General features: G+C 69.5%; 12 protein-coding genes. 7 read left to right on the forward strand and 5 right to left on the reverse strand.

Annotated elements, in window-relative coordinates:
- Positions 1 to 31 precede the first annotated feature (31 nt).
- Positions 32 to 1,234, forward strand: a complete 1,203-nt coding sequence (gene dnaJ / locus PXH83_RS15730) for a molecular chaperone DnaJ (protein WP_274560896.1) — start codon at positions 32 to 34, stop codon at positions 1,232 to 1,234.
- A 1-nt stretch (position 1,235) separates the two neighbouring features.
- On the forward strand, positions 1,236 to 1,682 hold the full coding sequence (locus PXH83_RS15735; RefSeq protein ID WP_274560898.1) for a heat shock protein transcriptional repressor HspR: 447 nt from the start codon (positions 1,236 to 1,238) through the stop codon (positions 1,680 to 1,682).
- 93 nt (positions 1,683 to 1,775) lie between these two features.
- On the opposite strand, the gene PXH83_RS15740 is transcribed toward PXH83_RS15735, so the two are convergent.
- Positions 1,776 to 3,800, reverse strand: a complete 2,025-nt coding sequence (locus tag PXH83_RS15740) for a PA14 domain-containing protein (protein ID WP_274560901.1) — start codon at positions 3,798 to 3,800, stop codon at positions 1,776 to 1,778.
- Positions 3,801 to 3,912: 112 nt separating this feature from the next.
- Entirely contained in the window at positions 3,913 to 4,896 is a 984-nt protein-coding gene (locus PXH83_RS15745; RefSeq protein WP_214921539.1) for a helix-turn-helix transcriptional regulator, read from the reverse strand.
- 130 nt (positions 4,897 to 5,026) lie between these two features.
- On the opposite strand from PXH83_RS15745, the gene PXH83_RS15750 reads away from it, so the two are divergent.
- Positions 5,027 to 5,257, forward strand: coding sequence for a hypothetical protein (locus PXH83_RS15750; protein ID WP_274560907.1), 231 nt, complete (start codon positions 5,027 to 5,029; stop codon positions 5,255 to 5,257).
- The gene (locus PXH83_RS15755; RefSeq protein ID WP_214921540.1) at positions 5,254 to 5,574 is read left to right on the forward strand and encodes a Rieske (2Fe-2S) protein; all 321 of its coding nucleotides are present in this window, start codon (positions 5,254 to 5,256) and stop codon (positions 5,572 to 5,574) included. The genes PXH83_RS15750 and PXH83_RS15755 overlap by 4 nt, the downstream gene beginning before the upstream one ends.
- Positions 5,575 to 5,735: 161 nt before the next feature.
- On the opposite strand, the gene PXH83_RS15760 is transcribed toward PXH83_RS15755, so the two are convergent.
- The gene (locus tag PXH83_RS15760) at positions 5,736 to 6,152 is read right to left on the reverse strand and encodes a pyridoxamine 5'-phosphate oxidase family protein (protein WP_274560909.1); all 417 of its coding nucleotides are present in this window, start codon (positions 6,150 to 6,152) and stop codon (positions 5,736 to 5,738) included.
- A 156-nt stretch (positions 6,153 to 6,308) separates the two neighbouring features.
- On the opposite strand from PXH83_RS15760, the gene clpB reads away from it, so the two are divergent.
- Both clpB and PXH83_RS15770 read left to right on the forward strand, forming a co-directional pair.
- Positions 6,309 to 8,960, forward strand: coding sequence for an ATP-dependent chaperone ClpB (gene clpB, locus PXH83_RS15765; protein WP_274560912.1), 2,652 nt, complete (start codon positions 6,309 to 6,311; stop codon positions 8,958 to 8,960).
- A 115-nt stretch (positions 8,961 to 9,075) separates the two neighbouring features.
- Positions 9,076 to 9,618, forward strand: coding sequence for a type III secretion system chaperone family protein (locus tag PXH83_RS15770; RefSeq protein ID WP_274560914.1), 543 nt, complete (start codon positions 9,076 to 9,078; stop codon positions 9,616 to 9,618).
- Between the two features lie 70 nt (positions 9,619 to 9,688).
- Here the strand turns inward: PXH83_RS15770 and PXH83_RS15775 are convergent, their stop codons facing one another.
- On the reverse strand, positions 9,689 to 10,879 hold the full coding sequence (locus PXH83_RS15775) for a hypothetical protein (RefSeq protein ID WP_420803174.1): 1,191 nt from the start codon (positions 10,877 to 10,879) through the stop codon (positions 9,689 to 9,691).
- 287 nt (positions 10,880 to 11,166) lie between these two features.
- Positions 11,167 to 12,357, reverse strand: a complete 1,191-nt coding sequence (locus PXH83_RS15780; RefSeq protein WP_274560917.1) for a pyridoxal phosphate-dependent aminotransferase — start codon at positions 12,355 to 12,357, stop codon at positions 11,167 to 11,169.
- 126 nt (positions 12,358 to 12,483) lie between these two features.
- Between PXH83_RS15780 and PXH83_RS15785 the strand changes: the two genes are divergently transcribed.
- The gene (locus PXH83_RS15785; RefSeq protein WP_274560919.1) at positions 12,484 to 12,675 is read left to right on the forward strand and encodes a hypothetical protein; all 192 of its coding nucleotides are present in this window, start codon (positions 12,484 to 12,486) and stop codon (positions 12,673 to 12,675) included.
- The last annotated feature ends 16 nt before the right edge of the window (positions 12,676 to 12,691 follow it).

Genomic DNA, 12,691 nt, shown 5'->3' on the forward strand with positions numbered 1-12,691 from the left:
AGAACGGGAACGGGAAGGAGGGACGTCGGGGATGAGCACCAAGGACTTCGTCGAGAAGGACTACTACAAGGTTCTCGGCGTCCCGAAGGACGCCACCGAGGCCGAGATCAAGAAGGCGTACCGGAAGCTCGCACGCGAGTTCCACCCGGACGCCAACAAGGGTGACGCCAGGGCCGAAGAGCGCTTCAAGGAGATCTCCGAGGCGAACGACGTCCTCGGCGACACCAAGCGGCGCAAGGAGTACGACGAAGCGCGTGCTCTCTTCGGCAACGGTGCCCTCTTTGACAGGCAGGGTCGGCCCGGCCCCGGTGCCGGCGGCGGCTCATTCAACTTCGACCTGGGCGACCTCTTCGGAGGTGCCCAGGGCGGGGGAGCCCAGACCGGCGCCGGCGGCTTCGGCGGTGGCCTCGGGGACGTGTTCGGGGGCCTCTTCAACCGGGGCGGCCCGGGCGCACGTACGGAAACACAGCCGCGCCGCGGCCAGGACATCGAGTCCGAGGTGACGCTCAGCTTCACCGAGGCGGTCGACGGGGCCACGGTCCCGCTGCGGATGTCCAGCCAGGCACCCTGCAAGGCGTGTTCGGGTACGGGCGACAAGAACGGCACACCCCGCGTGTGCCCGACCTGCGTCGGTACGGGGCAGGTGTCGCGCGGCGGCGGGGGCGGCTTCTCGCTCACCGACCCGTGCGTCGACTGCCGGGGCCGCGGGCTGATCGCCCAGGACCCCTGCGACGTGTGCAGGGGCAGCGGCCGCGCCAAGTCGTCGCGCACCATGCAGGTCCGTATCCCGCCGGGCGTCTCCGACAGCCAGCGGATCCGGCTGCGCGGCAAGGGATCTCCGGGTGAACGGGGCGGTCCTGCGGGCGACCTGTACGTCGTCGTCCACGTGGACGCCCACCCGGTCTTCGGCCGCAAGGGCGACAACCTCACCGTCACCGTGCCCGTCACCTTCGTGGAGGCGGCACTCGGCGGCGAGGTGAAGGTGCCTACCCTCGGCGGGCCCCCCGTCACCCTCAAACTGCCGGCCGGTACGCCCAACGGCCGGACGATGCGCGCCCGAGGCAAGGGCGCGGTCCGCAAGGACGGCACCCGCGGCGACCTTCTGGTCACCGTGGAGGTCGAGGTGCCCAAGGGCCTTGACGCCAAGGCCCGTGAGGCGCTGGAGTCCTACCGTGAGGCGACCGCGGGGGAGGACCCGCGAGCGGAGCTGTTCCAGGCCGCGAAGGGAGCATGAGATGGACCCGCGCATGCGACGTAATCCATACCAGCTGACCGACGAGACACCCGTGTACGTCATCTCGGTCGCGGCACAGCTCTCCGGCCTGCACCCGCAGACCCTGCGGCAGTACGACCGCCTCGGCCTGGTCTCCCCCGACCGCACGGCCGGGCGCGGGCGCCGCTACTCGGCCCGCGACATCGAACTGCTCCGACAGGTGCAGCAGTTGTCGCAGGACGAGGGCATCAACCTGGCCGGCATCAAGCGCATCATCGAACTGGAGAACCAGGTCGCGGCGCTGCAGTCACGGGTCGCGGAACTCTCCGCGGCGGTGGAGGGTGCGGCGGTCGCGCTCCAGCAGCGCGAGGCGCAGGTGCACGCGTCGTACCGGCGCGACCTTGTCCGGTACGAGGACGTGCAGCAGGCGAGCGCGCTGGTGGTGTGGCGGCCGAAGCGGGACGGCTGAGTGGTCGTAAGGACACACGAAGGGGCCGGGAGGTGTGAACCTCCCGGCCCCTTCGCCGTGTGCCAGTGCCTGCGGTCAGGTCAGTGCCTGCGGTCAGGCTGCGGGCCGCAGTGAGGCCCAGTCCGTGGCGGGAACGGACTCCGTGCCGTCGGCGTGGACGGCCGTCACGCGGTAGAAGTACGTGCTGCCCGCCGGTGCGGCCGTGTCCGTGAAGGCGCGGTCGTCGGCCGCCAGTGAGGAGCCGGTGAGCTCGGTGTACGTACCGGATGCGCGGTCCCAGCGGTGGACCCGGAACCCGGTGATGTCGCCGCACCCGGTGGTGCACGTCCAGGAGAGCGCCACTCCCGGGCCCGGGTCGGCCGCAGTGGCGGTCAGGTCGAGCGGGGAGCCGTCCGGGGTCTCGACGGTGGGCGTCAGATCGGCCTCGGTCGCCGTGACGTAACCGCCGGGGACGCTGCGCGGGTCGAGCTTGTTGCCGTACTTGTCGACCGCGACGACGTAGAAGGCCCAGGTGTCGCCGTCCGGCCGGCCCTGGTAGAGGAACTCCGAGGTGTCCGCGCCGAGATACTCGGTGTTGGCCACCATGATCACGGTGTCCTCGCCGTCCTGGTGCAGCTCACCGCGGTAGAGCTCGTAGCGCAGCAGGTCGGGTTCGGGGCTGTCGTTCCAGTCCACCTTGATGCCGTACTCGGTGGCGGTCGCGGTGAGTCCGGTGACGGCGGCGGGCGGGGTCGAGTCGCCGGGACGGGTGTAGGTCACCTCGTTGGAGGGCGCCGACTGCACGCCGTCCACGTTCACCTGGGTGACGACGTAGTGGTAGGTCACGCCGCGCTGCAGGTTGCCGCTGTCGGTGCAGGAAGAGGTCCCGTAGTGCATGAAGCACGACGTAATGGGCGTGCCGGACGTGGACACGGGCGAGGTGGTGGAGCGGTATACGCGGATACTCGTGCCGCTGTCCTGCGGGGTGGTCCAGGCGAGCTTCACGCCGTAGTCGCCAGCGGGAGTGGCCGTCAGCCCCGTCGGTGCGCCCGGCACGCGGTGGTCGGCGCGCGTGATGCCCACAGAGGAGGAGGCGGCGGACACGTTGCCGTACCCGTCGTGTGCCATCACCTGGTACGTGTAACGGGTGTTGTCCTTGGCCGTGGTGTCGGTCAACGACGCAGTGGTGGGCGTACCGGCGGACACCCAGCCGAGGTTGTCCCCCTCCCGCCGCGCCACGCTGTACCGCACGGCGCCGGCGGACGGCGTCCAGCTGAGCGCGATGCCCTTCGCGGTGTCGGTCGCCTTGAGGCCGGTGGGTACGGCGGGGTCGGGCAGGTCGGTGGTGACGACGTACTTGGCGCCGCCCAGCGGCGACTCGTTGCCCGCCTTGTCGACGGCCGCGACGGCGTAGTGGTAGAGCTGCCCGTTCGCCAGCGGCACGTCGGTGAAGGACGTGCCGGTCAGCAGGGTGCTGCCGTTCACGGTCTTCCAGGTGCACTGGTCCGAGCAGCGCTTGACCCGGTAACCGGCGAGGTCCATCTCCTTGTTGCGCGCCCACTTGACGGTCGCCCGGTAGGTGGAGGTCGAGTACGTGGACGAACCTCCGGTCGGGGCGAGGGGCTTGACGGTGTCGACAGCCGCCGAGGTCCTGGGCGCGTACGCGAACTTGACGTTGGCGTAGCCGGTCCAGGCGACGAAGTCGACGCGGATCGTGTGACGGCCCTTGGGGATGGTGAGGTTGACGGTCTTGTTCTGGGTGGTGGAGACGTTCTTCCAGACGTCGACCTTGCGTACCCCGTCGACGTACACGCGTATGCCGTCACGTACCTCGGTGCTGAAGGCGAAGGGGCCGCCGGAGCCGAAGTCGCGGGTCGTGGACCAGCGGACGGTGAAGTCGTCGTTGGGGAGGGTGACTCCGGCGGGGTCGCCGGTGCCGTAGTTCTCGTTGATCGACGTGTCGCAGGCGGTGAGCTTCGGCGTACCGGAGAAGGACGTGTTGGGGTAGTACGTCGCCTTCCACACGCCGTCGGCGCAAGTGACCGCGGCCTGCGCGGCGGTGGTGGGCAGGGCGATGCCGGCGACGGCTGTGCCGAGCACGGCAGCGGTCGCGAAGGCAGCGCGGAGACGCTGAGGCATGGAGTTGGGGATCGCTCTCGGTCCGGTCTGAGGGCACCAGGAGTGTGGGGGGAGCGCCGGGCGTGATCATGCCATGGGGTCGGCGCCCGGGCAACGGAGGGCTGTGGTGCTTTCAGTGATCTTGGTCGAGGATTTCCGACTGTGCGATGAGGAAGCCGAGTTGAGCGCGGCTGCCGCTGCCGAGGGTGGCCGCGAGCTTGGCTATGTGGGCCCGGCAGGTGCGGACGTTCATGCCGAGGCGGCGGGCGATGGCCTCGTCCACGTAACCCTCCACGAGCAGTTTGGCTATTGAGCGCTGTACGCCGGATATGCCGTCGGGGGTGTGGCTGTACGAGACCTGCTCCTGGAGGGGGACCGCGCGCTGCCAGAACTGCTCGAAGACTGCGGCGAGGTAGTCGACCAGGCCCGGGTGGCGCAGTTCCAGGGCGACTTGGCGGTCGTCGCGCGCGGGTATGAAGGCGACCGTGCGGTCGAAGATGATCAGGCGGCCGAAGAGCTCTTCGAGCGTACGTATCTCCAGCTTGCCGTCGGCCAGGCGCTCCGCGTAGGCGAGCGTGCCCTGGCTGTGCCGGACGGTGTGCTGGTAAAGGGTGCGAATGCGAACGCCGCGTTCTATCAGCGGCCGGTCGCGTTCCAGCGCTTGCGTCAGCACATTCGCGCTCCGGCCGCCGCCGGGCTGAACCGTGAGCATCTCGCTGTGGCACTCGGCGGTCGCGAGGTTGAGCGCACCGTTGATCCGGTCGAACCCCTCCAGCACGGTGATGGCATGAGTGGGCGCCGGACTCTGGGCACTGATGGCCATGAACGGCTCGAAAGCATCGGTGAGCTCGACCGAGAGCCGTCTACGCTCCTGGATCTCGCGTTCCAGGGGGTGAAGGCGCTGTGCGAGAACGGCGGAGGGCGGAACAGGGCGGAGCCAGTTCGGGTCGTCCGGGTCGGGATGAAGCAGGGCGAACTCCAGGAGGCAGGGGGCAGGTTCCACCTCCGCGCGGGGGATGCGTCCGGTCCCCAATGCACTGGCGTAAAGTCGCGCCCCCTCGTCGCACAATTCAGTCACGGCATGGGCATGTGTCGGGTTTGAGCTGAATACTGGCAAATCTCCACCCCCCAGGGTCCTGAACGTGCAGGAACATGATGCATCGTTCCTGTGGCACTGACGTGCCTGAATGAGCCATCGTCTTGTGACGCGGGGGAGAGGAATCCATCAAGTGAGGACGAAGCCGACTATGTACAAGAGAATGCTTCGCTCGGTGCTTGCCGGTCTTTTCTCCGCGGCCGTGGCCTTCGGGGCGATGAGTGGCGCCGGCCTTGTTTCGGGCAACGCCCGAGCGGAAAGCCCGCCGGACTCCGGCTGGGATGTGGTCCAGGCCGGGTCGTTGGACTCGGGCTGGGATGTGGTCCAGGCCGGGTCGTTGGACTCGGGCTGGGACACCACACCGGCCAAGTCGGACGCATGACCGTTCCACCGGACGACCGTACCTTCAGGCGCGAAATGGCCACTGCCTACCGCTCGGGCTGGCACTTCATCGACCTTGTCACGGCCATTCCCCACCGTGGCGATTCGCTGATGGTCACCCTGTTCGGCGAACCGATCCTGGTCGCGCGCGAAGAGGACGAGGACGTCCGTGCCTATCGGTGCCTCCGCAAGCCCCGGGGGGCTCCACAACCCGTTCGCTGTGCCGTGCGCTACGGCATGGTTTTCGTCAATCTCGACCAGCGGGACCACCAGCTGATCGAGCCAAATGCCAGCACCGCCACCCCCCGCAGCGCCTGACGCGATTCCCCCGTCGTTAAAAATCGCCCAGGCGCTCCCCCACACAACGGCGCCATCGTGGACCTGAACACGATGGCGCCGTTGTGCTGCGCCCGGCCGATCCCCGCCGACCTCGGCCGAGCTCAGCCGATCCGGTCGGTCTCAGCTGCGCCCAGGTGTTTTCATTCGGGAAGTGGCGCGCGGCCCAGTGCCCTCTCCAGGGCGATCTCGATCAGTACGCGGTCCGGGTTCGGGGACGGCATCCGCTCGTACCGCTCCGCGTAGCGGCGTACCGCGTCCGCGATCACGTCCGGCTCCGTACGGACCACCGCGCGCCCTTCGAGCGTCGCCCAGTACCCGCCCTGCACCTGGCAGACGGCGACCTGCGCGCCCAGCTCGCCCGCTGCCTGCACATTGGCGACCTTCGTGCTGTTCTTGTTGGTGATGACGCGGGCGAGCCCCGCCTCCGGGTCGTACGTCACTCCGACCGGCACGACGTGCGGTGAGCCGTTCGGGCGCAGGGTCGTGAGCGTGCAGAGGTGGCGCTCGCGCCAGAAGGCCAGGTACTCCGGGCTGGGGTTGCGTACGTCGATGGGCATGCCTGGAAGCGTAGCCCCGGGGGTCCGGGGTCCGGTCACTACCGTCTCAAGCTTGAGTGGAATAGACTCAACTTTGTGCACGCTGAATGAGTCATAGCTGGTGATTGGCCTGCTTCGCAAGGGTTCACCAGGGTTCGCAAGGAGGAGAGAGCGCACGTGGACGCAGAGCTGACCAACAAGAGCCGGGATGCGATCCAGGCGGCGAGCAATCGCGCCGTAAAGGACGGACATGCGGACCTGACCCCCGGGCATCTGCTGCTGGCCCTGCTCGCGGGCGAGGACAACGCGAACATCATCGACCTGCTGGCCGCCGTGGACGCGGACCAGGCGGCCGTACGCGGCGGAGCCGAGCGGCTGCTCGCCGCGCTGCCCAGCGTCACCGGGGCCACCGTCGCCCCGCCCCAGCCCAATCGCGAGCTGCTGGCCGTCATCGCCGACGCCAACCAGCGGGCGAAGGAGCTCGGCGACGACTACCTCTCCACCGAGCACCTGCTCATCGGCATCGCGGCCAAGGGCGGCAAGGCCGGGGACGTACTCTCCGCGGAGGGGGCTACTGCCAAGAAGCTCCTCGACACGTTCGAAAAGATCAGGGGAGGTCGCCGGGTGACCACACCCGACCCGGAGGGCCAGTACAAGGCCCTGGAGAAGTTCGGCACCGACTTCACGGCCGCCGCGCGCGAAGGCAAGCTCGACCCGGTCATCGGCCGGGACCAGGAGATCCGCCGCGTCGTACAGGTGCTGTCGCGGCGTACGAAGAACAACCCGGTGCTGATCGGTGAGCCGGGCGTCGGCAAGACGGCCGTCGTCGAGGGGCTCGCCCAGCGCATCATCAAGGGCGACGTGCCCGAGTCGCTCAAGAACAAGCGGCTGGTGGCGCTCGACCTCGGCGCGATGGTCGCCGGGGCCAAGTACCGCGGCGAGTTCGAGGAGCGGCTGAAGACCGTCCTCTCCGAGATCAAGGAGAGCGACGGCCAGATCATCACCTTCATCGACGAGCTGCACACCGTCGTCGGCGCGGGCGCGGGCGGCGACTCCGCGATGGACGCGGGCAACATGCTCAAGCCGATGCTGGCCCGCGGCGAGCTCCGCATGGTCGGTGCGACGACCCTCGACGAGTACCGGGAGCGGATCGAGAAAGACGCCGCCCTGGAGCGCCGCTTCCAGCAGGTGCTGGTCGCCGAGCCGACCGTCGAGGACACGATCGCCATTCTGCGGGGGCTCAAGGGGCGGTACGAGGCCCACCACAAGGTGCAGATCGCGGACTCCGCGCTGGTCGCGGCCGCCTCGCTCTCCGACCGGTACATCACGTCGCGCTTCCTCCCCGACAAGGCCATCGACCTCGTCGACGAAGCCGCGTCCCGGCTCCGTATGGAGATCGACTCGTCACCCGTCGAGATCGACGAGCTCCAGCGCGCCGTCGACCGGCTGCGGATGGAGGAGCTCGCGCTCAAGAACGAATCCGACCCGGCGAGCAAGCAGCGCCTGGAGAAGCTCCGCCGCGACCTCGCCGACAAGGAGGAGGAGCTGCGCGGCCTCAACGCCCGCTGGGAGAAGGAGAAGCAGGGCCTCAACCGCGTCGGTGAGCTGAAGGAGAAGCTCGACGAACTGCGCGGCCAGGCCGAGCGCGCCCAGCGCGACGGCGACTTCGACACCGCATCCAAGCTGCTGTACGGGGAGATCCCCGGCCTGGAGCGGGAGCTGGAGGAGGCCGCGGCCGCCGAGGCGGAGGTCCGTACCGACACCATGGTCAAGGAGGAGGTCGGCCCCGACGACATCGCGGACGTGGTCGGCTCCTGGACCGGCATCCCGGCCGGGCGGCTCCTCGAAGGCGAGACGCAGAAACTGCTGCGCATGGAGGACGAGCTGGGCCGGCGGCTCATCGGGCAGCACGAGGCGGTCCGGGCGGTCTCGGACGCGGTACGCCGCACACGCGCCGGAATCGCCGACCCCGACCGCCCGACGGGCTCGTTCCTCTTCCTCGGCCCGACCGGTGTCGGCAAGACCGAGCTGGCGAAGGCGCTCGCGGACTTCCTCTTCGACGACGAGCGGGCCATGGTCCGCATCGACATGAGCGAGTACGGCGAGAAGCACAGCGTGGCCCGGCTGGTGGGCGCTCCTCCCGGCTACGTCGGCTACGAGGAGGGCGGCCAGCTCACGGAGGCGGTGCGCAGGCGCCCGTACAGCGTCGTACTCCTCGACGAGGTCGAGAAGGCGCACCCGGAGGTCTTCGACATCCTGCTCCAGGTCCTCGACGACGGCCGCCTCACCGACGGCCAGGGCCGGACGGTCGACTTCCGCAACACCATCCTCGTCCTGACCTCGAACCTCGGCAGCCAGTTCTTGAGTGGGCACAGCCTTGTCGAGCCTTCCCCAAGCTCTCAACTTCGTTCGAGCAGGGAGATGCCCCAATCCAGCGAGGAAGAGAAGAAGCAGCAGGTCCTGGAGATCGTACGGGCCTCCTTCAAGCCGGAATTCCTCAACCGTCTCGACGACCTGGTCGTCTTCTCGGCGCTGTCGAAGGACGAGCTGGCGCACATCGCCGAGCTCCAGACCGGGCGCCTCGCCAAGCGGCTCGCCGACCGCCGCCTCACCCTCGACATCACCCCGGCCGCACTGGCCTGGCTGGCGGACAAGGGCATGGACCCGGCGTACGGCGCACGGCCCCTGCGCCGCCTCATCCAGACGGCGATCGGGGACCGGCTCGCGAAGGAGATCCTCGCGGGCGAGGTCACGGATGGCGACACGGTGCGGGTGGATGTGGCGGGGGACGGCCTGATCGTGGGCCGGGCGCCGGTCAAGACGCTGTAGTGCGCGGTAAGGGCCGACTCGGGGCCCGGCGGATTCAGGGCGGAGCGTTGCCGGACGGCAATCGGGGCTAGGGTCGATAGAAGTAACGGCATGCCATCCTCAGGAGTACCCAGCGATGTCTATTGACCCCTCCTCGATTCCGAACTTCGGGGGCCAGCCCGAACCGCAGCCGGAAGGGCCGACGGGCCCCGTCGTCCCCGACCAGGACCTCGTCAAGCAGCTGCTCGAGCAGATGGAGCTGAAGTACGTCGTCGACGACGAGGGCGACCTCGCCGCGCCGTGGGAGGAATTCCGTACGTACTTCATGTTCCGCGGCGAGGACGACCAGCAGGTCTTCTCCGTCCGCACCTTCTACGACCGTCCGCATCAGATCGAGGAGAAGATCCAGCTCCTTGAGCTGATCGACGACTGGAACCGCCGCACGCTGTGGCCCAAGGTCTACAGCCACACCCACGACGACGGCACCGTCCGCCTCATCGGTGAGGCGCAGATGCTGATCGGCACCGGCGTCAGCCTTGAGCACTTCGTGTCGTCGACGGTCAGCTGGGTGCGGGCCTCGATCGAGTTCGACAAGTGGCTCGTCGAGCAGCTCGGCCTGGAGAAGGACGTCGACTCCGCCGCGGGCGACGGAGACGGCGACGGCGACAGCGACGCCTGAACGGGCGGCCCCACTACGGGCGGCCCCACTACGGGCGGTCCCACTACGGGCGGTCCTGCAAAGGGCTGTCCTACAAAGGCACCGGGGCGATCGTCACCAGATACGTCCCGTAACTCAGCGAAAGCCCGGCCAGGGCGGCGGTCACCACGACCGCGGCTCGGGGCCGGGCTTTTGCCATGGCGCCCGCGAGGGGGATCAGCAGCGGGAAGGCGGGCAGCAGGAAGCGGGCCTTGGACTCGAAGAAGCCGGAGCCGCCGATCGTGATCAGCACCAGTACGGCCGTGTAGACGAGCAGCGGCAGCGGCGGACGGTCCAGCAGGAACAGCGCAAACAGCACCAGCCCTGCCGCGACGATCACCAGCACCATCGCGAACGACAGCCGCTCGGGGGCGAGCAGCAGGTGGCGTACGAAGCGCAGTGACCCGGCGCCGAAGTCGAAGCGCGAGGTCCAGTCGGCCTGTACCGCGAAATACCCGCCCAGCGGGTCGCCCCGCCCGGCCCCCACCCACAGCACGAAGCCGCACCAGCCGAGCGGCGCGACGGCGGCGCCGGTCCAGATCTGCCAGGGCATACGGCCACGGCGCTTCCACAGTTCGTACGCCGCTGCCGCGCCCACCGCCGCCGCGACGGCGATGCCGTTGGGCCTGGCCAGACCGGCCAGCGCGGCCAGGGTGCCGGCCCAGAGCCAGCGGCCGCTGAGCACGGCGTACAGCGACCAGGCGGCGAAGGCGGCGAGCACCGGCTCCGTGTACGCCATGGTCAGCACGACCGAGTGCGGGAGCAGGGCCCAGAGCAGGACCAGCAGCGTGCCGGTGGGCCGGCCGTACAGGCGCTCGCCGATCAGGTAGATGCCGCAGGCGGCTGCGGCTGCCGCGGCCCAGGCGATCAGGAGTCCGGCGGCGGCCGATGAGAGCGGGACGGGGACGAGGGTGGTGAGTGTCCGGATCAGGGCGGGGTAGAGCGGGAAGAAGGCCAGGTCGCTCTGGACGACGCCGTCGGCGAAGGTGAGGGTGCGGTGGCCGTAGCCGTGGGCGGCGATTGCCGTGTACCACCGCGAGTCCCAGATGTCGCCGAGCCGCGTGAGCGGGTTCTTGCCGACGTGCCAGGAGGTGAGGGCAACGGCGAGGAGCCCGGCCAGCCGGACGGCGGCGAAGAGCGCGAGCGCGGGGGCGGCGCGGCGCAGGGCGGTGCGGATTGCGGGCGCGGGCCGGCCGATGGCTCTCTCCGCGGTGTCGACGCTGTCAACGGTGTCGACGGACACGGTGCACCTACCTCCGGATGCGCGGGTCGGACAACCCGACGATGGGCGGAGGAGGGAGGGGGCGCGAGCGGGGGGCGGCCGAGTGGGCGTACCGGACGCCGGGCGTGCCCTGCGGGGGCTGTTTCCCCTACCCGCCCCTTCCCGAACTGGGGGCAAGCCCCCAGGCCCCCCGGACGGCTGAATCCTTCAGCCGTCCGGCGTTTGAGGACCGGGGTCTGGGGCGGAGCCCCACGCGGCGGCGGCCGCAAAATGTCACAGCCGGGAAGGGGCGGGGTGGGGAAAAGTCACTACCCCGCCAGCCCCTTCAGCCGCGCCACCGCGTCCCGGAGGACGTCGAAGCTCTTGCAGAATGCGAATCGCACGAAGGGCGAGCCCTCCCCCCGATGGTCGTAGAACACCGCATTGGGAATCGCGACCACCCCACACCGCTCCGGCAGCGCGCGGCAGAACGCGAAGCCGTCGTCCTCTCCGAAGGGCCGGATATCGGTCGTGACGAAGTACGTACCGGCAGGCCGGTAAACCTCGAAGCCCGCATCCGCAAGTCCCGCCGACAGCAAGTCGCGCTTGGCCCGCAAGTCGTCGCGCAGGGCGGTGAAGTACGCCTCGGGCAGGCGCAGCGCCTCCGCCACCGCGTACTGGAAAGGCCCTGCGGACACGAACGTCAGGTACTGCTTCGCCGACCGGACCGCCGCCAGCAGCGCCGGCGCTGCGGTGATCCAGCCGACCTTCCACCCCGTGAACGAAAACGTCTTGCCCGCCGACGAGATCGTGACCGTACGCTCGCGCATTCCGGGGAACGAGGCGAGCGGGATGTGCTCGCCCTCGAAGACCAGGTGCTCGTAGACCTCGTCCGTGACGACGATCAGGTCGCGCTCGACGGCGAGCCCGGCGACGGCCGCGAGCTCCTCGCGGGTGAGGACGGTGCCGGTGGGGTTGTGCGGGGTGTTGAGGAGGATGAGGCGAGTGCGGGGCGTCACGGCGGCCCGGAGCTCGTCCAGATCGAGACGGTACGAACCGTCGTGCGGGCGAAGGGTGACCGGGACACGCGTGCCGCCCGCCATCGCGATGCATGCGGCGTACGAGTCGTAGTACGGCTCCAGCGCGATGACCTCGTCGCCCGGCTCCAGCAGGGCGAGCAGGGACGCGGCGATCGCCTCGGTCGCGCCGGCGGTGACGAGGACCTCGGTGTCGGGGTCGTACGTCAGGCCGTAGCGGAGCTGCTGATGGTTCGCGACGGCGGTGCGCAGCTCGGGGATGCCGGGGCCCGGCGGGTACTGGTTGCCGCGGCCTTCGCGCAGCGCGCGGACCGCCGCCTCCCTGACCTCCTCGGGGCCGTCGGTGTCGGGGAAGCCCTGGCCCAGGTTGATCGAGCCCGTTGTCAGGGCCAGCGCCGACATCTCGGCGAAGATCGTCGTACCGAATTCGGCGAGTCGGCGGTTGAGCAGCGGTCGTTCGTTCGGCCTCGTCATGGCGGCCATCCTGGGCCGAACCTCTGGAGTTGCTCAAGTCTGCTTTGGCTGCGGATGGCCGAGGGCATCCCCCTGTCACGCAAGAAGCAAGAAGCGAGTGCCTCGCTTCGGGGGATCGGAAAGTCGGTGAGGGGCATGGAGTTCGCATTGTTCGTACTGGTCGCTGTGGCGGTGGTGATCGTGGCGCTGACCAGGTCCGCGGGACGGCGCGGCGGACGGAACCGGTCCGGCAGTCACAGCGGCGGCGGCAGCTGGTGGGAGGGCGGCGGGGGCCACTCCTGTGGCGGTGGTGGTGGATGCGGCGGTGGCGGTGGTGGTGGCGACTGACGCGGCGCACTGACGT

The organism is Streptomyces spiramyceticus (assembly GCF_028807635.1).
In the GTDB taxonomy this organism is placed as follows: domain Bacteria; phylum Actinomycetota; class Actinomycetes; order Streptomycetales; family Streptomycetaceae; genus Streptomyces; species Streptomyces spiramyceticus.